Origin of the sequence: Rosistilla carotiformis, from assembly GCF_007753095.1 — a bacterium.
In the GTDB taxonomy this organism is placed as follows: domain Bacteria; phylum Planctomycetota; class Planctomycetia; order Pirellulales; family Pirellulaceae; genus Rosistilla; species Rosistilla carotiformis.
In genome coordinates this window covers 3,386,171-3,408,008 of sequence record NZ_CP036348.1, presented here as the reverse complement: position 1 = coordinate 3,408,008, position 21,838 = coordinate 3,386,171, and the positions used below count along the sequence as shown (strand labels likewise).

Here is a 21,838-nt window from a genome sequence, read left to right as displayed (position 1 = left end):
TCCTACGTGAAGCCCTCGCAGCAAACGTAGATTGGGCGGTTTGATCCGATTGTGCCCGGCCAATTCTCACCCGCGACTCATCCCTCCACAACTCGAACTTCCTAAGATCATCACGGGGGAATCTGCCACCTGAACGTGCTCGAGTTGCCAGTTAATGCGACACCCTTTCCACCGAGCCCATGTTGCACGACGGCAATGCAGTCCCAAGCGTATCCAACCACCCGACGAGTATTACGCGGCATTTATCGACGTTTCGCGAGAATTCTTGCGAACCAGCCGTTGATCGTGTGGAAACGTTGTTCGAAACGACAAGCCGATGGCATGTCATTTGCTTCCTGCTCGACAACGCACACGCCCATTAGCTGTCTTACAAATTTCCGAAATCTTCGTGGACAGCGCGATGGGAAAGCGATAGATTAACAGGCGTAGCTCGCCCCCCACCTTGCCAGCCTTTGTGGTTCCCCGTCACCACTCCCACCTCAAGCTGCGACATAACATGACACACCGCGATCTCAATCGTTTGCGACGACAAGTCACACGGTGTGGCTTCGCCCTGCTCGCTCCGCTGTTTCTATTCGGGAGCGTCCATGCGGTTGAATCCGAACCGACCGTCAGTTTCATCAACGATGTCGTCCCCGTATTAACCAAGTCGGGTTGCAATACCGGCGTTTGCCACGCGAAGGCCGGTGGCGGCCAGAATGGCTTCCAGTTGTCGTTGTTCGGTTTTGAGCCGCAGGAGGACTACGACCACCTGGTGCTCGAAGGACGCGGTCGTCGACTGTTCCCCACCGATCCCGATCGCAGCCTGCTGCTGGTCAAAGCCGTCGGAGAGGTTCCCCACGGCGGTGGCGTTCGCTTGGATCCGAAGTCCGAAGGTTACGCAACGCTGCGGCGGTGGATCGCCCAGGGCGCGCCCAATTCAACTGACGCCGAACCGACGCTCACATCGATCGAAGTCCTTCCGGGGCGCGAAACGGTTGCCGCCGAATCGGAACAACAACTCAAATCGCTAGCCCACTACTCCGATGGCAGCAGCCGCGATGTGACCGAACTGGCGGTCTACGAATGCAACGATCGCGCGATGGCCGAAGTCAGCGAGACCGGGTTAGTTCGAACCGAATCGATTCCGGGCAAAGTTGCCGTGATGGTTCGCTACCAAGGACAGGTCGCTGTGTTTAACGGCTCGATCCCACTTGGGGCTCCCGTCGAACAACTGCCCGAATCGCGAAACTTCATCGACGACTTCGTCTTCGACAATCTGAAGACCCTCGGCATTCCACCATCTCCCGTTTGCGACGACGCAACATTCATCCGCCGCGTTTCGTTGGATATCGCTGGCCGGATACCGACCGACGAAGAATCGCGTGCCTTCTTGGCCAACGAAGCCCCCGACAAACGCGATCAACTGATCGACGATCTTTTGCGGAGCCCCGATTACGCTGACTACTTCGCGAACAAATGGACATCCCTGCTGAAGAACCGCCGCGACGATGCGAGCGACATCACATCGAACTTCGCTTTCCATTCCTGGATTCGCGACAGCTTGTTGGCCAACACCCCGTACGATCAATTGGCTCGCGAATTGTTGGCGGCAACCGGAACGATCATCGCCAACCCACCGGTCGCCTGGTACAAGCGCGTCAAACAACCTCAAGAACAGATCGAGGACGTCGCCCAGTTATTCCTTGGCGTTCGCATGCAATGCGCCCAGTGCCATCACCATCCGTTTGAGCGTTGGAGCCAAGACGACTATTACGGACTCGCCGCCTTCTTTAGCCAAGTCGGCCGCAAACCGACCGACACCCGTGGCGAGGATCTGATCTTCCACAAACGCGGAATCGCCGGATCCAAAAACATCAAAACCGGTATGACGGTTCCTCCCGCCGCGCTGGGCGACGACGTCGGAACGATCCCCGCCGACGAAGACCCACGGCTACGATTGGCGAATTGGATGAGTCGCCCTGAGAATCCATTTTTCGCCAAATCGTTGGTCAATCGCTATTGGAAGCACTTCTTCGCACGCGGCCTGATCGAACCCGAAGACGACATACGCGACACGAACCCGCCGACGAATCCGGAACTGCTGGCGGCGTTGGAAGAACATTTTCTCAGCAGTGGCTTCGACCTAAAAGAACTGGTTCGCACGATCACACGTTCCAATGCGTATCAATTGTCGGCAACGCCAAATGAACATAATATCGCCGATCGCCAAAACTACTCCCGCTTCTATCCGCGACGGATGCAAGCCGAAGTGATGCTTGACTCGATCGACCAAATGACCGGCGCAACGACTTCGTTTGCCAACCTCCCCGCCGGAACCCGCGCGATCGCTTTGCCTGACAACAGCTACAACCGGGCCTCTCCATTCCTGAAGGTCTTCGGTCGTCCCGAGAGCAGCAGCGTCTGCGAGTGCGAACGCGTCCAATCGGCTTCGCTGGCGCAAAGCTTACATTTGTTAAACGCTGCGGACATCAAAGGCAAACTCGCGACCGCCAACGGCCGCGCCGACCAGTTGTCCAAAGCGGAAACGTCCGACGCGGAAAAGATCTCCAAACTCTATCTCGCGGCCTTCGCCCGACCGCCGCGAGAGGAAGAGCTTCAAGTCGCGTTAGACTATCTGGCGCAGCCCTCGGTCGACGCCGCCGGCAAGCCGATCGACGCCAAAGTCGCCGCCCGCGATAATTATCAAGACCTGGTTTGGGCATTGATCAACACCAAAGAATTTTTGTTCAACCACTAAACGGAAGCACAAAATGCTGAAGAAATTTGCGATCGCCTCCGCGTTGCTCGCCGTCGTCGCTTCGACATCGATGGCCCAATCGGTCTGCCTGCCCGCGCCGCGTCTATTGACCACGATGCCGATGGGAGGCCAAGTGGGCAGCGAGTTCGACGTTGCGATCACCGGGCAAACGATCGAGAACACCGAACAATTGTTGTTCTCCAGCCCGAAGATCACCGCGACGCCCAAGCTGGACGCGTCGGGCAAACCGATTGTAAATCAGTTTGTTGTTTCGATCGCCGCGGATTGCCCAACCGGGATCCACACAGCGCGGGTGATGTCCCGTCTGGGTGTTTCCTCGGCTCGCGTCTTCACCGTGGGTGACCTCCCCGAAGTCACGCAGTCCAAACCAAGTGCATCGGTCGAAACGGCGATGCCAATCGAAATCAACACCATCTGCAACGCAACCCTTCCGGTCCGCGCGGCGAACCATTATTCGTTCTCGGCGAAGAAAGGGCAGCGTTTGATCGTCGATTGCGCCGCCCCAGGGATCGATTCAAAAATGAACCCTGTTCTCATCTTGGCGGACGCCCAGGGACGCGACATGTTGGTCGAACGGCGTGGTGGCGCACTCGACTACACCGTCCCAGCCGATGGCGACTACATGGTCAAAGTGCACGAACTGACGTTCAAGGGAGGCGCAGAGTGCTTCTATCGACTGGCAGTTCAAGAAGTTCCCGCCGACGCGCCACTCGCGCGTTTGCCCGGGACCCGCGCCGTCGGCAGTTTTTCTTGGCCGCCCATCGGTCTCGCCGCCGAAGCTGCGGCAATGGAAACCGAACCGAACAACGATCGCGACACGGTTCAAAACATCACGTTGCCGTGCGACATCGCAGGCAGCTTCTTCCCAGCCGCTGATGTCGATGCCTTCGAATTCACCGCGAAAAAGGGAGAGGTCTGGTGGGTCGAAGTCGCTTCGGAACGGCTCGGACGCCCCACCGATGCATCGATCATCGTTCAACAGGTGATCGGCGAAGGGGCCGATGAAAAGCTTGTCGATCTGGTCGAGCTGTCGGATATCGCCAGCCCGATCAAACGGTCCAGCAACGCCTACGCCTACGACGGTCCACCCTACAACGCCGGTTCGACCGACATCCTTGGCAAGATGGAGATCAAAGAGGATGGAAAGTATCGACTGCAGATCACCGATCTGTTTGGCGGAACGCGAAACGATCCCAACAACATCTATCGATTGATCATCCGGCAAGCGGAACCTGATTTCGCTGTCGTCGCCTGGCCGCTGCACATGGTCCTGCGAAATGGCGATCGCAACGCACTCTCCAAACCGCTAGCGCTCCGCGGTGGTTCGACTGTGGCCTTGGAAGTGGTCGCCGTGCGACGCGACGGATTCAACGGCGAGATCGAATTGACATTGGAAAATCTCCCCGACGGCGTCACCACTGCCGGACTGAAGATTCCCGCTGGCAAGGCGCGCGGCCTGATGTTGGTCACCGCCCATCAAGACGCGCCCCGTGGCCTGGCGATGGCGAAGTTCACCGCGACCGCAACGGTTGAGGACAAACCGGTAACGCATCCGTGCCACGTTGCATCGGTCGCGTGGCCCGTAACCAACGCCTGGTCCGAAATTCCCGCTCCACGTTTATTGGCCGATATCCCCGTCTCGGTTGGCGGATCGGAGTTTGCCGCAATCACGATCGCTCCGACCGAAGAAAAGGTTTGGGAAGCCAAGGCGGGTGAAACGCTGACGATTCCGCTGCAACACGTTCGCCGCGGCGAATTCTCCGGGACCGTGTTGGGCCTGCGAACGATGGGGGCCGGTTTTGAAGGTGTCCCCAAATTCGACATCAAACTGAACGAAGACAGCTCCGAAGCGGTCCTGGATCTGGCCAAATTGAAAACGCCGCCGGGAGACTACACGATCGCATTCTACGGCAGCGCGGTCGCCAAACACCGCGATAATCCCGATCTATTAATCGCCGCCGAAGCCGCCCACTCACAGGCACAACAAACCGTCGCGGACCTGACAGCCGAAGTGGGTCGTCTGGCCAACGAAACCGCAACCGCGTCCGCCGCCCAAAAGGCTGATTCGCAGAAGCTTGCCGACGCGGTGGCAGCGGAAAAGAAAGCGGCCGACGCCGCGTTGGCGGCCGCTGTGGCGGAACTTGCCAAAGCGAAGAAGTCGACGCAGCCCAAAGATATCGCTGATATCGTCATCTCTCAACCGATCTCGATCCGTGTTAGCCCAGTGGAATCCAAATGAGCAATCCAAAAACACAGCCTTCCGAAATGCATTGCAGTGGCCCACGGAATTTTGGTCCCGGCAGCCGCCGCAGCTTCATGCGGTTGGGACTCGCGGGATTCGCCAGCATGAGCCTGCCCGGGATCATGCGGCTGCAAGCGGCCAGCCCGCTGCCCACGCAAACCGCTGACGGCAAGGATCGCAAAAAGACCGCCGTGATCATGGTCTGGCAGCCCGGCGGCAATTCGCATATCGATACGTACGATCCGAAACCGTTGTCGGGCAGCGAATATCGTGGCCCGTTTAACACGATCCCGACCAAAGTACCCGGGATGCGGTTCACCGAACTGCTTCCTCGCCAAGCGGCGATCGCCGACAAGTTCACCGTCTTGCGCAGCATGTACCAAGGGGCGGGTGGCCATCCCGCCGGTTCGATGCAACTGCTGTCGGGCGACTCGGACACTCGCGACAAACCGAAGCCGCGGTTGCCCGATTGGATGTCGGTCGCCAATTACCTGCGATCCAAAGAGGGCCCACGAACCAATCCGCTGCCCACGTACGTCGGGGTCAATCCGCCTCTCCAATACAACGGGCCGGCTTACCTAGGCGACGCCTACTCACCGTTTTCGGTCACCGGCGATCCGAACTCGCCAAACTTCGTGGTCCCTAACATCGGACTCACCGACGCCAACCAAGTCGCTCGGCTGGGACGTCGGACGACGTTGCGTCAGCAGTTGGATACGTTGGAACGTTCGTTCGATCACTTTGGTGAGATGGGAGCGTTGGACGAATTTGAAACCCAGGCGATGACGCTGTTGACCAATCCCAAGACGAAAGATGCGTTTGATCTGACGCAGGAAGACGATCGCACGCGGGATCGCTACGGCCGCAACGCGTGGGGGCAACAACTGCTGCTGGCTCGCCGATTAGTCGAAGCGGGCGTGGAGGTTTTGACGAGCAGTCTCCGCGGACCTCTGTGCGGTCGTGTCAATAACTGGGATGATCACGCGGTCAATCACCATATTTTTGATGCCCTGCGTTTCCGCGCCGACGCGTACGATCAAGCGGTCACGGCACTGATCGAAGACATTTATGAACGTGGGCTGGACGAGCGGGTGATGGTCGTCGTCACCGGTGAATTTGGGCGGACTCCCAAAATCTCCCATCAACCGAGTACTGGTGCCGGAAACGCAAGCGCCCCATCGGGAACGAAGCAGCCCGGCCGCGATCACTGGCCTCGCGCGTTCTCCAATATCTGGGCCGGCGGCGGAATCGAAACAGGTCGGTTTATCGGTGCCACCGACAAACGTGGCGAAGACGTGGTCGAGCGGCGTTGCGGCCCCGGCGACTTCTTGGCGACGATCTACCATCATCTGGGAATCGATTCCAAGAGCGTCTTTATTGAAGACTTTAATGGCCGGCCGACACCGATCGTCGACCATGGCGCTCCGATTCCCGAGCTGATCGGATAGGTCGAACCGTTCAAATCGAAACACGCGCATGCCCCAAGATGTTCTGCATCTTGGGGCTTTTTTATTGCCGGAACCCGGGATTCCTACGTTTACGTGCGTTATGAGACCGCCGTTTTATCGGCATCCCGCCCTGGTGTCTCCGTCCAATCGAACGCGAAACTCCTTGCGAATGGATACCGAAACGTACACTCCGCTTATCTTGGCTCGTTAAAATTTTTCCATTCTCGCGCCCGCTCCGCTAAAACATCAAGCCTGTTAGTTGGCGGCAGTTTCAACTGGTCGGATCGCTTTTGCGATCTATGTTTCCCAGGTGCCTCTGCCAGATTTGTGCTGAAGGAGTGCTCGCCTTGTGGATTTATATTGAACGTGCAGCGGAAATTATCGCCGCCCAACCGGTGCTACCCGCTTCGATTTTGCTGGGATTCCTTGTCGTCTACTCGATCGTTTCCCTGTTTGGGCTGATCGATCTCGATATGGACGCCCCCGACTTCGATTTCGACGCCGACTTCGATTTGGGTTCGGCCGGCGGTTTCGGAATGCTCACGTTTCGATGGTTGAATCTGGCGCAGATTCCAATTGTAATCTGGGGCGGCCTCTTTACACTACTTTGGTGGGTCACGTCGGCCGTGTTGTGGGTGACGTGGGATGCTGCCGATTACCAAGCGAATTGGTCGGCCGCGGCGTTGCTTTCGGCGCGTTCGGCAGTAATCGCGGTGGTGCTGACCAAATTTACCACCGAACCCATGAAGAAGTGGTTCGTGACCGCGCGGTACAACGCGGAGATGTTACTGGGCCAGGTCTGCCAGATTTGCACCGGGCAAGCCGACGCCAACTTTGGGCAGGCTCGATTTAAAACGGACGCGGCGCCGTTGTTATTAAACGTTCGCACCGACGGGGCCACTCTGAAAAAGGGTGATCTCGCCACGATTATCGACTTTGATCAAGAACGCCGGATATACACGGTAACCGCTATCGACGACGAGGTTCAAGCAGATGAGTAGCGTTTTGGTTTTGGGTCAGTTCTCTGACCATTGGTTTATCAACAGCATCGCGATCCTTGCGGTCGCGATCATCGGATTGCTCTTTCTGCTGGCCAGTTTCGCCGCGATGGCGAACCAGTTCTACCGCAAGGTCGGCCCCGACGAGGCGATCGTTCGTAGCGGTTGGGGCAAGATACGCGTCGCCACCGGCAACGGTATCTTTGTTGTGCCGGTGATCCATCAATACGAGAAGATGGACCTGACGCTGAAGAGCTTTGAAATCGCACGCGAAGGCTCCGAGGGGTTGATCTGCCAAGACAACATCCGCGCCGACATCAAAGTCGCCTTCTTCATCCGTGTGGATAAAAGCGAAGAAGAGATCCGAGAGGTCGCTCAATCGATCGGTGCCAAACGCTGTAGCCAGATCGATACGCTGCGTGAACTGTTCGACGCCAAGTTCAGCGAAGCTCTAAAAACCGTCGGCAAGCAGTTTGACTTCGTCGACCTGTACGACAAACGGGATAACTTCAAGGACCAGATCTTGAAGGTCATCGGCACCGATCTGAACGGCTACCGGCTGGACGATGCGGCGATCGACTTCTTGGAACAGACTCCGCTGGAACTGCTGAACCCGAACAACATTCTCGATGCCGAAGGTATCAAGAAGATCACCGAATTGACCTCGAAAGAAAAGGTCAAAGAGAACGCCTTCACGCGTGAAAAAGAGAAGACGCTCAAGCAACAGGACGTCGAGGCGGAAGAGACCATTTTGCAGCTGGAAAAGCAGCGAATCGAAGCCAATGAAAAGCAGCAACGCGAAGTCGCCGAGATTTCCGCACGCGAACGCGCCGCCGCCAAAAAGGTTCAAGAAGAACAACGACTCGAATCCGAACGCGCTCGAATCACGACCGAAGAAGAACTGGGAATCGCCACCGAAAACAAGGAACGGCAGGTCCTGGTCGCGTTGCGTGCGAAAGAACGGACCGACGGAATCGAACAGGAACGCGTCCTGAAGGATCGCGAACTGGAAGCGACCGAGCGGGAACGCGTCGTCGGCATCGCGCAAGTCGAAAAAGAGAAAGCGATCGAAGTCGAGAAGCGGAACATTCAAGAGGTCATCCGCGAACGCGTGGCGGTCGAACGAGCGGTCGTCGAAGAACAAGAAAAGATCAAGGACACCGAAGAGTTTGCAGCGGCGGACCGTCTGAAAAAGGTTCAGATCACCGCGGCATCGATGACGGCGGAGGAATCGTTGATCAAAGAGACCAAGGCAGCCGAAGCGGCCAAGATGGCGGCCGAACTGTTGGCCGACAAGATCCGCATCGAAGCCGAAGCGTCCCGCGATCGGTCGGAGAAAGAGATGCAAGCGGCCAAGATGACGGCCGAAGCCGATGCAGCGAAAGCCGCCGCCAGCGGATTGGCCGAAGCCAAGGTGCAAGAAGCTCGTGCCGCATCGTTGGAAAAAGAAGGAACCGCCGAAGCGGTCATCATCGAAAAGAAAGCGGTCGCCGAAGCCAAGGGCATCGAAGCCCGTGCCGCCGCGATCGAGAAGGAAGGCTTGGCCGAAGCCAATGTCATGCAGCAGAAGTACAGCAGCGAAGCGACCGGTATCACCGAGAAGGCCGAAGCGATGAAGCTGTTGGACGGCGTCGGCAAAGAACACGAAGAGTTCAAGCTGAAACTGGAGAAGGACAAGCAGGTCGAGATCGCGGCGATCGACGCGCAACGCGGAATCGCCGAATCGCAAGCCGGCGTGGTTGGCGAAGCACTCAAAGCCGCTCGCATCGACATCGTCGGTGGCGATGGCGAATTCTTCGACCAGATCACTTCGGCGGTCAAGGGTGGCAAGGCGATCGATCGCTTTGTCTACAACAGCCGCGTAGCGACCGACGTCAAACAGACCTTCTTCAACGGCGACCCCGATTATTTCCGGGACAACCTGATGGACCTGGTCAACAAGTTCAACCTCAGCACCGACGACATCAAGGACCTTTCGATCGCCGCCTTGATCGCCAAGCTGATGGGACTTGCCAATACCGATGAAACCCGCAACCAACTGGGCAGCCTGTTAGGCATGGCCAGCACCGCCGGGATCACCGAACGCAAGGTCGGTAAACTGGAAGCGAAGCCGTTGCGGAACGGGGCGAAGAGCTAACCAGCGAAGTGCCCAATCGCCCCAAGAGATCTCTCCCTTGGGGCGGTCGCGATTTTTTGCACCATGCTTCCATGCCGTCGCATCGACGCTCCACCTTCCCAGCCGACGGAGGATTACCTCCGTTCGCGCTGGGAATTGCGATCGATGACTGCCCAACAAGCGTTGGCCGCCACGGCTCACAGTCAATCGAACACCGCCGCCCCATCGGGACGCCGCACCGCACGGGGATGAACGAACACCTATGAGCGAAACAAAACTTGCTGCCGGAACGTACGAGATCCTCCGCAACCGGATGCGCGATGCGGCCGGAGAACTCCGCTCGCGGCTGGACCAACTCAACGCCGACCGCTCCGAAGTCTTCGGCAACATCGACACAGTCCTGCTGGCGACCGAGCGAATCACCACTGAACACAACTGCGTGCCGCGCGATCTGTTGCCCGTCGGCAAGCATTTCCTGTTTGGATACAACGTCCAATTTGGTCTGAAGACCGAAACCCATCTGAACGACGTCTTCGCCGTCTATCGTTTCGAAGACCACCAGTTCCACGAAGAGTCGCTCGAATTGATCGGCGACGAACGTTTCGAACGCGACTTCCACGAGATCTATCGCTACTACAAAGGAGCGGCGTTCGCGAAGTTCTTTCAGACCGGCCCGTTCGTCCACATGGTCTTTCGCGTCGGCAAAAATCCGTCCGACATCAAGACGTTCAAATGGCGGATCCAAGCGGGCCAACTGCAATACATCGATAATCGCAGCGATCACGAGGTCCGATACCCGCCGCAGCACGAATTCCTTTGGAAGCGGACGACGCGCGATCAACACGTCGCCGGCGTGCATCCTCATATCTCGATCGAAGACCAAGTCTTTGTCGAAACCGTTGGCGGCGACCTAACGATCAAAGTCGAAAACAGTACGCAAAGCGGCCGCGGAATCTACGCCGAACCTGTCGACAACGCCGACCAAACACTCGACGATGCGGAAACCTATTACGCATTACTGGGCAATCTGATCCTGCTGAAGATCCTCCCCTACCAAGAACGCAAATATCGCTATCTGCTGTACAACGCGAAGATTCAAAAAGCGATGCGGTTGGATGCGATCGAGCACTCCTGCGTCCTGTTGCCCGACGATCACGGGATCATTTTCCCCGACGGCTATTACCTGCAGACCGGCGAATACAAGATCTTCGACCACGGCCTGACCGACTTGATCTATGAGAAGACGATCGCCGCCCCCAACGGCGAAGACTTCATCTATCTGTTCTACAATCGCGCCAGTGGTGCCTACGTCCAATTGCGGTACAACCTGATCCGGCAACAAGTCGAAACGCCATTGGTTTGCCATGGCCAAGCGTTTTTCCACGCCGGTGAAATGGTCTGTTTCAAAGGACAAGACGACCAACCGCAGAAGCACCACGCGCTGCAAATCTGGCAAACGCCCTTTGTCGGGTCCGACTTTGTCCCCGACAGCAACACCGATTCGCTGCTGTACAAGATCGGCAACAAAGAACTTGTCCGCGGGATGGCCGAATGCCATGAGATCCTGCAGCTGGTCGAGAAAGACGATTCCTACGAGGGTCTGTACGTCGATCTGGTCAAAAAGACTTCCGACATCCTCGACAGTTACTTTTGGCTAGACAAAGCCGAAACGCACCACCCCGATCAACCGCTGCGAGCGATCGGCGAAGCGTCGAAGAGTGCTGTCGAAGAGTTTGAAAAAGTAGTCCGCCTGCGCCGCGAAACCGAAGCGGCGACGGTCGTCGTCGAAGAGGCGGTCACCGATCTGCTCAAGGCGATCGACCGATCGCGGTTTGAAGCGGTCGATGCCTTTGTCAAGCGTTTGGCGGAACTGCGAACCCAGCGTGGCCACGCGATCGGGCTCCGCGAGTTGCGGTACGTCGACGAAGAACGGGTCGAAAAACTGGAATCGCAGATCGGCGAACAATCCGATCGGCTGAGCCGCCGCTGTGTCGAATTCATGTTGTCCGACGGGGCGTTGGAACCCTACGAGGCGCGGGTCGAAAAAGCGGCAGCGTCCGTCCAAAGCATCGAAAAGGTGACCGATGCAAAGCGACTGGAAAAGGACATCGACGAAGCGGGAAGCCAGTTGGAACTGCTGACCGAGACCGTTAGCAACCTGCAGATCGAAGATACGACCAAACGGACTGAAATCATCGATGGGATCAGCGACGTCTTTGCTTCGCTGAACCGAGTGCGCAGCGCACTGAAGGCTCGGATGGGCGATCTGGTCCGAACCGAGGGACGTGCCGAGTTTGCATCGCAATTGAAGTTGTTGGATCAAACCGTCAACGGCTACCTCGACGTCTGCGACTCGCCTGAAAAATGCGATAACTATCTGACCAAGGTGATGGTCCAACTGGAGGAACTCGAGGGTCGCTTCGCCGAATTCGATGAGTTTGTTGGCCAGTTAGCGGAGAAACGCGAAGAGCTATACAACGCGTTTGAATCGCGGAAAGTTCAGCTTGTCGAAGCTCGAAACCGCCGTGCCGAAGCGCTCGGTTCGGCCGCCGATCGGATCCTGAAAGGGATCGCATCGCGGATGAAATCGTTCGACACTGTCGATTCGATCCACGCCTATTTCGCCGCCGACCTGATGGTCGATAAGGTGCGAGGCATCGTCAATCAACTGACCGAATTGGACGACACCGTCCGGATCGAAGACATCCAAAGCCGACTGAAGAGCGTTCGCGAAGATGCGATCCGTCAGTTGAAGGATCGTCAGGAGCTGTTTGTCGACGGCGGCACCGGGATCAAATTGGGCAAACATCAATTTGGCGTCAACACCCAGACGTTGGATCTGACGACGGTGATGCGCAACGATCAACTGAACCTCCACCTGACGGGGACTCAATTTTTTGAACCGCTGTCGCATCCCGATCTCGATGACGCCCACGACCTGATGAACCAGGAAGTGGTCAGCGAAAACCGCGATGTCTATCGCGGAGAGTATCTGGCGTACGCGCTCTACCAAGAACTGTCGCATCCGTCGCGGCGAAAACACTTCGCCAAAGACTCCAACGACTCGGGGAGCGATGACGCGGAGGAGGAGTCTTCCGAATCGAAACGAGACGCCGATACCGCCCCGCACATGGACAAGCGGACGTTCGAGCGGCTCTCCGAAGCTGAACAGATCCGTTGGGTGCAACAGCAGATGTCGGGACGTTACTCCGAAGGCTACGCCAAGGGCGTTCACGATCACGACGCAGCGAAGCTATTGGCCGCGCTGCTGAAGATCGACCGCACGATCGGTCTGGCCAAACATCGCCCCGACGTCCGAGCGGCGGCCTGGTATTGGTGGTCGCATCTGCTGATTGGCGGCATGCGTAAGATGTACACCGGCTGGATTGGGGGCTTCCAAAAATTGGCCCAGGCTTTCCCCCAAGCCCACCCGGCCGTCGAGTTCCGCGCCCGTTTGACCGCGGAAATCGCGGATGATCCGACTTTTGCGAACCTCTTTGCCGACGTCCGGCCCGAGGAAGCTGCCGCCTACCTGTTCGATCAATTGGTCGACCCCAGCGATCTCCCGGTCGTTAGCCGTCGGGCAGCGCGGTTGTACGAAGACTTTTGCGAACACGTTGTCGGGGAAGAACGCCAGAGCTTGGTCGCTGCGGGCCTGAAAGACAACGCCAAACAGCCAGCCGAATCGATGGTCTTGGCCCGCAACTGGTCCTCCGCGTTTTTGACGATGCACGACGACCACGATGAACTCGATCCGAACGATCTCTATCGAGACGAACTGGCGCGGCTGCTGATCGACGGTGCTCCCGATCCGGCTCAAATCTCCGATGCGCACGTCGCGGTGGAATTGACCAATCTCGCGGGCGCCCATCGCCGCATCAACAAGGGGCAGATGACGCTCCGCTACCACGACATCTTCCAACGCTTGGGACACTTCACGCGTGAGACCGTTCCGCGTTTCCAACGTTTGCACGACACGAAACAGCGACTGGTCGACGAGGCTCGCGACGCGATGAAGCTGGAAGAGTTCCGGCCGCGGGTCCTAACCAGCTTTGTTCGCAACCGCTTGTTGGACGAAGTCTATCTGCCGATGATCGGCGACAACTTGGCGAAACAGATCGGCGTGGCGGGCGAGGGGAAGCGGACCGATCGGATGGGCCTGCTGCTGCTGATCAGTCCTCCCGGTTACGGCAAGACAACCCTGATGGAATACATCGCCAATCGGCTGGGGATCATCTTTATGAAGATCAACGGCCCGGCGATCGGTCATGGCGTGACCTCCTTGGATCCGTCCGAAGCTCCCAACGCCGCGGCTCGCGAAGAGATCGAGCGTTTGAATCTAGCGCTCGAAATGGGGGACAACGTGATGCTGTATCTGGACGATATCCAGCACACGCATCCCGAACTGCTGCAGAAGTTCATCTCCCTGTGCGATGCGACTCGTAAGATCGAAGGCGTTTGGAAGGGCAAGACGCGGACCTACGATTTCCGCGGCCGACGTGTTGCCGTGGTGATGGCCGGAAACCCGTACACCGAAAGTGGCGATCGCTTCCAGATCCCCGACATGCTCAGCAATCGCGCCGACGTCTACAACCTCGGCGAGATCATCGGCGATTCGGCGGAAGCGTTTGAGATGAGTTATCTGGAGAACTGTCTGACCAGCAACACCGCCCTGCAACCGCTGGCCAGCGCGAGCCCTCGCGACGCGCGGACGTTGATCCGCGCGGCAACCCTTGGTTCGATGGAAGGGATCGATCTGGAGAGCAACCTGTCGATGGATCAGGTTCGCGAGATGTACAGCGTGCTGCGAAAACTAATCAAGGTTCGCGACGTCGTGCTGCGAGTCAATCGCCAATACATTCGTTCGGCCGCCCAGGCGGACGCCTACCGCACCGAACCACCATTCAAATTGCAGGGCAGTTACCGCAACATGAACCGTATCGCCGAAAAGGTGGTCGCGGTGATGAACGATCGAGAACTGCAATCGCTGATCGTCGGCAACTACGAACAGGATTCGCAAACGCTGACGACCGACAACGAATCGAACGTTCTGAAGTTCAAAGAGTTGATGGGAATCCTGAAGCCCGAAGAGACGGAGCGTTGGGAAGCGATCAAATATGCGTTTTCGGAGAGCGTCCGTTTCCAGGGACTCGACAGCGGCGATCAAGTCGGCCAGTTGATGAAACAGTTGGGCGGATTGCGCGACGGTTTGGAATCGATCCGCCGCGTGATGGTTCAAGCCGTTGCCGGCAACGACAATTCACAAACCGATCGGCTGCACGATGAACTGGCGTCGTTCCGCAATGGGATGTTAGCCGTTGGGCAACAGTTGAGCGAGACGCTCGGCAGCACCTCGACCCAGCTGACGACCCTCGCTCAACAAAACTCGTCCGGCCCACCGCCTCAAAAAGTAATGGTCCAGCACAAGGTGCCGCGCGTGATGTTGGATGTCGTCAAGACGCAGTTCCAATTGATGCAACAATGGATCCCACTGTTAACCGCCGTGGGAACCAAAGGCCCCGAATACGATAACATCGCCAAAGCTGTCGACGCCTGCCTGAAAGACTACCAACGACTGCAAGACGATCTCTCGTCGGCAGCCAAACCGAAGAAGCCTTAGAAATCGCGTTCATTTCCCGGGCGGCTCCCCCATTGGATCGACAACGATTTCGGAACGGGTGCCACTGGCAATTTCGATCGCCATGTCGATTCGCTCTCGAGCGGATTTCGCCAAGCGGGCCAAACCAATTTCTCGGGCGTAGGCGAGGGCTGGATCCTCGCTCTCAAGATGCTGTCTTTCAGATTGAATCAGTCCGACCAATTCAGGCATTGCGATTTCATCCAGGCTACGGCGATCATCGCTGTGAAACGCCTTACGAAACGGCAATGAATCCGGGACCGCAGCGTCGGGCCAGAGGAAATCTCCAACAGACTCACGGGTGGTCGTTAGTTCCGGCACGGCTGCCAAAACTCGCAGCTTGATCTTCGCACCGGTTCGTGCAAAGCCATCCTCACCCCGTGGCAATCATTTGAGTACGACCACGCGCTCAGTGCAGCCCTACTGGCGAATGATTACCAAACCGCTTCCGGCGGCTTCGGAAAGACTACGTCACGATGGATGGTTTCGATCACCTGTTCGTCGCCGTTCACGACATGGGCTTGGTGGCGCTGATGATATTTTTCCCAGAACGGTTCGTAGTGTGCGATCCAGTTCCCCATGGGGCCTACTCGATCGCAAACCAAACGGTACCGATACTCTTCGCCGTGTCGTTGTGCTGCAAAAAGTCGAGGATTATGGATGCACGCGAAGATACTACGAAACCGCGGTCCGACTCATCTTGAACTCCTCGGCAATCACGGTCACAGGCCGCTCCGCCTCAATGAGCGCTTCCAACATAGGGTGGCGTGACGGATGGCTGATGGCTACAGAAACGTCGGCATCAGCAAGTTCAGTCGACGCAGACATGCGCTCAAAATACTCAAGCAAGACTTCCCGTTTCAGGGCAGGCACACAAGAACAAGCCTGAAGACGATCTAGCCAACGTGTGGCACTCTTACTGGCTTAAGCATTTGGGAATGCAATCACTTTCGTGGAAAATCACGACCGTTCGCTTCGGGTTCGTGGCCAAATCCATCCCCGTTAATCGCATGCTTAACAAGCGCTCGTGTCGACCTATTTAAGTGCCTACACAATCCAGGCGACGATCCCAGCTGTTCATGAACCAACAGCGACCTAAGCGCCGCCGATATTCGCCGCAATTATTCAGCGAGCAATTGAGCCAATCGACTTTGAGGATCCACAAAATGCTCGAAGTCCTGCGGACCGGGGTCGATCTCGTCGCGGTGCATTCTCCGGTTCGCACGTCTGCGAATGACAATGACAATGCCCTCATGCATCGGTTTCGCATTCCGAACGGCCGATTTATCGAAATCTGGAGTGTCGAAGAATAGGTACTGCAATCCTAACCGAAAGAGAACGGGATGCGATCACACGTCGTCATATATCTAACGTCTGCGCAATATGGATGGGGCGGTAGAAAACGCGTAGGCCGTCCGGCAAATAAAGTTGCAGAAGATGTCGATTCGAGAGAATCCCAATCGACTAACAATCAAACGAACCCCATTAACAAGAGAAGCTTCCATGCCCGATTTACCAAACACCATCCATCTTCATCGCGTGCTGCGTGCTCCTCCTGAACGTGTGTACAAAGCCTTTCTTGATCCGGAAGCCTTGTGCCGGTGGCTGCCACCGTATGGCTTTCTAGGGAAAATCGACCGAATCGTCCCGCGAGTGGGCGGCAGTTACCACATGAATTTCACCCATTTCAAAAAGGGTTTCAGCACCTCGTTTGAAAGCACTTTTGTTGAATTGATTCCAGGCAAGCGGATTCGCATCGCTGACAAGTTCGATGATCCCAATCTGGCCGGCGACATGACGAAGACCATTACCTTGAGAACTTTAAGTTGCGGCACCGAAATTGAAATCGTTCACGAAGGTCTGCCGACAGCGATTCCTGTAGAAAGGTGTTACCTCGGCTGGCAGGAGTCGCTTATTCAACTTGCAAACCTTGTCGAGCTGGAGATGCCCGAGGATGCTTGACTCCCCGATTAGAACCAGAGTGCGCTGAAACAATGTCCGGAGATAAGAAGATCACCAACGGAGATCAATGCCCGCATCCCCACGCCCCAAATCAGCGGTTGGCGAGCGACGCACAAACCGACTCGATCAAAGCGAACTTTCCAAAGGGCATTGCTCGCCCAGCGCTTCGAGCATTGGTAGCGGCCAAGCTTCCATCGATGGACCAACTGACCACGATCACGGAACACGAACTGTCCCAACTTCACGGGATGGGACCGAAAGCAGTCAATATTCTCCGCGCCAGCTTAGAGGCGGCGGGTCTCGGTTTCCGGGATCCGACGGAGTAAAAAGGTAACGCTCAACGAGAAAGATCCAAGGAGAAACGAAATGACAAAAATGATCTTCGTCAACTTACCTGTCGCTGACCTGAAGGCATCCATGGCCTTCTACGACGCGCTGGGATTTAAGAACAACCCGCAATTTTCTGACGAAGCGACTGCCTGCATGGTGTGGAGCGAGACGATCTACGTCATGCTGCTGACTCACCATAAGTGGCGGACATTCACGAGTCGCCCAATTCCTTCGGCAGATTCAAGCGAAGTGATGCTGGCACTGTCCTGTGATGATCGAGAAGCGGTCGACAAACTGAACGAGGTCGCTGCCACACACGGTGGCACCGCCGACATCAATCCGAAGCAGGATTTAGGGTTCATGTACAACCGAAACCTCGCCGATCTGGATGGCCACGTCTGGGAAATGTTTTGGATGGACCCCAGCGCCATGCAAACGTAAAACGGTCATCAAGGAACCGTGGTTTCGCAGACCATTGCGTAGCGTAGCAGGCGAGAGTCATGGGGAGGGTGAAAGCGGCTAAGAGTTCCGAGGCGGGCGCACTGGGCCAACATCCGACGATGCCCCTCGCTTTCAACACTCTGGGCAAGCCTGCTCACCACAACTGAGCGACCGCTTCTGACCGATCCGATGGAGAGCGATCTACGGTTAGAAGTGATTGCCAAAAACTGGGCACCCGACATGTTCCCACGCCCCCGTAGATTCATTCCCGCACTCTGCAGCGTGTCAGTTTTCCCGCCTGGTAGAGTGAACCTGCCGTAGCACGCCAAAAGCCCGTCCTTTTGTTCTTTTGCCTGGCACTCAACGCACTCCGCTACCGCGGTTGCTGTTGAATGCGCCGAAAACTTATTGGATCCCCACACGGTAGCATGCCAACGGGCAAGGAGCGAAGACCTTGATAAAGGCGGGGTCCCCGTCAGGATCTCTCCGAAAACACACAGCGCCCCCACGCGGTTTGCGATCTCCCTGCTTGATACACCGATAGAATAGAAACATCGAATCCCACGAAGTCTCCGCAAATCTAGATGAGCAACCGTCACGGTGCCGTTTCCAATCCTTCTGTTGATCATCAATCTTGTCGCCACGCTCTTTCTGGTCGGATTGATTTGGACGATTCAAGTCGTCCATTACCCTTTGTTCGACGGTGTCGGCAAGCGTCGTTTCATCGTCTACCAGAGGCGACATCAATTCTTAATCACGTTCATCGTTGGCCCTCCCATGCTGTCAGAAGCCATCAGCTCTCTCTTGCTGGTCTTCTATTTACCGGCGGAGATTCCCAAGTCGGCGGCGTTATTCGGACTTTTCTTGGTCATTGCCATTTGGATTTCGACCGCGGCCATTCAGGTTCCGTGCCACCGAAGTCTGGCGAACGGCTATCGTTCCGACGTCCATCGCTGGCTGGTGCGATCAAATTGGATCCGCACCGCAGCCTGGACGGCACGCGGCGCATTGGTAATTTGGATGATTGTCAAAGTCCTGACAATGAACCACCTTTAAGCCGAGAGTGGGTTTCGTACGCGGAGAGACTTCACGGCCAGGATTCATCTTTCACCGCGATATCGACTAGACTAGACGCTCAAGAGAAGCCAATCGCTCCGCACGAAAATTCCTACCGCAACTTGTGAGTTTCAACGAATGATCGATCGTTTGGGTTATGAAAAACAACGCCTACCAAATCGGCGAGAAGCGATGGGCGTCATCGCCGCCGGGCTTGCCGTTTCGACGTCCTTGTCGGTAGCACACGGTGCCAGCGATACGTCGATGGTGGTCGATGCCCATCTTCACTGTTTCGCGGGACCGGATGATGCGCGTTTTCCGTATCACCCAAATGCGCCTTATCGGCCTGGACGAGCGGCAACGCCCGAGTTTCTACTGGAGCGGATGAACGGTGCGGGGGTGGATCGCGCGATTGTCGTTCATCCCGAACCCTACCAGGATGACCATCGCTACTTGGAACACTGTATCGAAGTCGGCAAAGGACGTTTGAAGGGGACCTGCCTCTTCTTTGCAGACCAACCAAATTCGCTACGTCGCCTGCCGCAATTTTTGCGGCAGCACGAGGAGCATATCGTTGCGACTCGTCTGCACGCTTACGCGCCGGGTCGTATGCCCCCGTGGGACACTCCGGAGCTTGATCGGTTGTGGTCGATCGCTACCGATGCGGGTGTCGCAATGCAGATCCACTTGGAACCTCGTTATGCAGAACGGCTGGATCCCTATCTCCGTCGCTACCGAGAGACTCGAGTCATCATTGACCACCTGGGCCGACCGATGCAGGGGACGCCAGAGGAACACGCGGTGGTGCTGCGTTGGTCGGAGTTACCGAACACGGTGATGAAGTTAGCGGCGATGCCAGACCAGAATAAATATCCGCACCGGGATGTGAAGCCGGTGGTGCGTCGGCTAGCCGAATTATGGGGCGCTGAGCGACTGATCTACGGAGGAGGATTTAACGCCGAGACAACGGACGCGTCCTACCGACAGTACCGGCAACAGATCGCCCAAATGCTTCCCGCGTTCAGCGACGAGGACCGGAGCAAGGTCTTCGGAGGAAACGCCGCGCGGCTCTTCGGGTTTCATTTATAAACACCGGCGATACACGAAGGACTGCTGCATTTGATGACCAAAAGCCAAAGCATGCTGCGGCTCGCTGGCGCGCGAGGGTACAGGCCACACCTGCGGCGCCTCGCAGACTCTTCCAGTCACTTCAGCAGCGTTTGCGCCGCCTCGGGCGGTGCCGGCGGATAGACTTCCCCGGGATCCGGCAGCTGAAACTGCCCCGTCAACCACGGAACCGCAAGGTACCCCTTGAAGTAGTGGTGCGCGGCATGCACGTTGGCGTAGTCCAACCATTCGGTTGAACTCAGGCCTTCGGGGATCGGCTTGCCATCGCGTCGTTTGGCCGGATCATGGTATTGCGGGTAGTAGTGGATCGAAACATTATCCGCAGCTCCGGCGATCTGATACGCCTTGCGCACAAGGTTCAGCGAATGGGTCGGTCCCCCTTCGGTCACGATCAGCGGACGGGGCGCGATGGCGGCGACCAAGTCGGGATAGTCGAACCACTGCCACAGTCCCGGAACGGAGTGGCCTAACCAGTTCGCACCGGGCCTGAGCCCACGGTGGTTCGGTTTGGTGCTGGCTTTCGCCCGTTCCATCGTGGCGGCAAGATAATCGTTCCACACGATGGCTTGGATCTGCGGGTCGAGCACGGCCAGCGCCAGCACAGCCTCTGTTCCAAGCGAATGACCACTGACGGCGATGCGATCGACGTCGACGTGCGGTTGATCGCGCAACCACTCCAGGATCTGAAGTTTCTGGAACACAGAGAGGGCGATAAAGCTGCGCCCCATGTCGATCAGGTAGCGAGAAATTGTATTGCGATCGTCCATCGTGGTGCCACGATACCGGGCCAGGTCCGACAGTTCTCCGGTTCCTGGATGATCGACCGCCACCGCGACAAAACCCGCGCGGGCATATTGCACCGCCTGCTGATTACGCTGCGCGTGAAGCCAGCCATCATGATTGCGGTCATCCGGCTTAAATGCCGGCCCCAGCGGCGGCTCGCCCGCCAGATTCTCTTTGGTCCCCGATGAACCGGGGATGCACATGATCGCCGGTGCCGGATTTGCGGGTGTCGCGCTGTTGGGAACCAGCACGAGAAAGGGAACAACGCTGCCCGGTTCGGGATAGAGTTCCCATTTCTGCAGCACATACCCTTCCCGTTTTCGAATCCAAAGCCGGCGTGATTCGGGCTGAGCGACCAGTTCCGGGAAATTCATCAGTTCCAACAACTTGCCCCGCACCTGCGACTGCCACTGCGCGAATTCATCCGATGTGAACTCCGGGTCGAATGCCAGTTTGGGCTGCGCGTTCCGTAAGAGATACTGCTGAAATCCACGTGTACTCAAATGACGCCCGTCAGCGCGTCCGCTCCGTATAACGCTCTCTTTCTCGATGTCCAACTTCTGCCCCAACGCGGGCATAACCAGTGCAAACATCCACACCGCAGTGGCGATGGTTCGAGAGTTGACGAGCCGTCGCTTAGGCAAATGGGGCCTTGTCATGATATCTCCAGGAGTCGATCAGGCGGGGGACAATTTTCCTTACAACGAAGACTCGACGGCCTACGTACGGAGGATTGTCGCTATTTGAGGGGCAGCCCCAGATCTGGTATCGATGTGTTTGCCATAACACGCAATTCCAGAATTCGAGAGCTGATATGGGCGAATGTACCAGGTATTTGAAGCGTGAAGGAAACCCCGAATGGATTGCAGACCGTTCTTGCCCACTGCCGGGGACGGCGTTTGATTGCGGTATTGCAACCGGTGGTGTCCGCTCCG

Annotated in this window: 12 protein-coding genes; 10 read left to right on the top strand and 2 right to left on the bottom strand. The window is 57.0% G+C overall.

Translation table 11 applies throughout. The features are described 5' to 3' along the window. Positions 1-496 precede the first annotated feature (496 nt). The 6 genes from Poly24_RS12345 to Poly24_RS12320 all read left to right on the top strand — a co-directional run bounded on the left by Poly24_RS12345 (position 497) and on the right by Poly24_RS12320 (position 15,185). Positions 497-2,740 carry a DUF1549 domain-containing protein gene (locus tag Poly24_RS12345; RefSeq protein ID WP_145095372.1) on the top strand — a complete coding sequence of 748 codons (2,244 nt, stop codon included), beginning with the start codon at positions 497-499 and terminating at the stop codon, positions 2,738-2,740. 13 nt (positions 2,741-2,753) lie between these two features. Then, positions 2,754-5,000, top strand: coding sequence for a serine protease (locus Poly24_RS12340; protein WP_145095369.1), 2,247 nt, complete (start codon positions 2,754-2,756; stop codon positions 4,998-5,000). Next, a complete protein-coding gene (locus Poly24_RS12335; protein ID WP_197452528.1) occupies positions 4,997-6,451 on the top strand; it encodes a DUF1501 domain-containing protein in 1,455 nt (484 codons plus the stop codon). Before Poly24_RS12340 ends, Poly24_RS12335 begins: the two co-directional genes overlap by 4 nt. A 347-nt stretch (positions 6,452-6,798) precedes the next feature. Beyond that, positions 6,799-7,452, top strand: coding sequence for an OB-fold-containig protein (locus Poly24_RS12330; RefSeq protein ID WP_145095366.1), 654 nt, complete (start codon positions 6,799-6,801; stop codon positions 7,450-7,452). 106 nt (positions 7,453-7,558) lie between these two features. Beyond that, the gene (locus Poly24_RS12325) at positions 7,559-9,586 is read left to right on the top strand and encodes a flotillin family protein (RefSeq protein ID WP_391556917.1); all 2,028 of its coding nucleotides are present in this window, start codon (positions 7,559-7,561) and stop codon (positions 9,584-9,586) included. A gap of 241 nt (positions 9,587-9,827) precedes the next feature. Beyond that, positions 9,828-15,185, top strand: coding sequence for a DNA repair ATPase (locus tag Poly24_RS12320; RefSeq protein WP_145095362.1), 5,358 nt, complete (start codon positions 9,828-9,830; stop codon positions 15,183-15,185). Between the two features lie 452 nt (positions 15,186-15,637). Here the strand turns inward: Poly24_RS12320 and Poly24_RS27040 are convergent, their stop codons facing one another. Then, positions 15,638-15,784, bottom strand: coding sequence for a hypothetical protein (locus Poly24_RS27040; protein ID WP_197452527.1), 147 nt, complete (start codon positions 15,782-15,784; stop codon positions 15,638-15,640). A 922-nt stretch (positions 15,785-16,706) separates the two neighbouring features. Here Poly24_RS27040 and Poly24_RS12310 point away from each other — a divergent pair. The 4 genes from Poly24_RS12310 to Poly24_RS12290 all read left to right on the top strand — a co-directional run bounded on the left by Poly24_RS12310 (position 16,707) and on the right by Poly24_RS12290 (position 20,081). Next, positions 16,707-17,165, top strand: coding sequence for an SRPBCC family protein (locus Poly24_RS12310; protein WP_145095359.1), 459 nt, complete (start codon positions 16,707-16,709; stop codon positions 17,163-17,165). 366 nt (positions 17,166-17,531) lie between these two features. Continuing rightward, positions 17,532-17,936, top strand: a complete 405-nt coding sequence (locus tag Poly24_RS12300; RefSeq protein WP_145095353.1) for a VOC family protein — start codon at positions 17,532-17,534, stop codon at positions 17,934-17,936. Positions 17,937-18,557: 621 nt separating this feature from the next. After that, positions 18,558-18,992 (top strand): hypothetical protein, encoded by a 435-nt coding sequence (locus tag Poly24_RS12295; RefSeq protein WP_145095350.1) that lies wholly within the window; start codon positions 18,558-18,560, stop codon positions 18,990-18,992. Between the two features lie 138 nt (positions 18,993-19,130). Then, on the top strand, positions 19,131-20,081 hold the full coding sequence (locus Poly24_RS12290; protein WP_145095347.1) for an amidohydrolase family protein: 951 nt from the start codon (positions 19,131-19,133) through the stop codon (positions 20,079-20,081). A gap of 116 nt (positions 20,082-20,197) precedes the next feature. Here the strand turns inward: Poly24_RS12290 and Poly24_RS12285 are convergent, their stop codons facing one another. Further along, positions 20,198-21,562, bottom strand: a complete 1,365-nt coding sequence (locus tag Poly24_RS12285) for an alpha/beta hydrolase family protein (protein WP_145095344.1) — start codon at positions 21,560-21,562, stop codon at positions 20,198-20,200. Between the last annotated feature and the right edge of the window lie 276 nt (positions 21,563-21,838).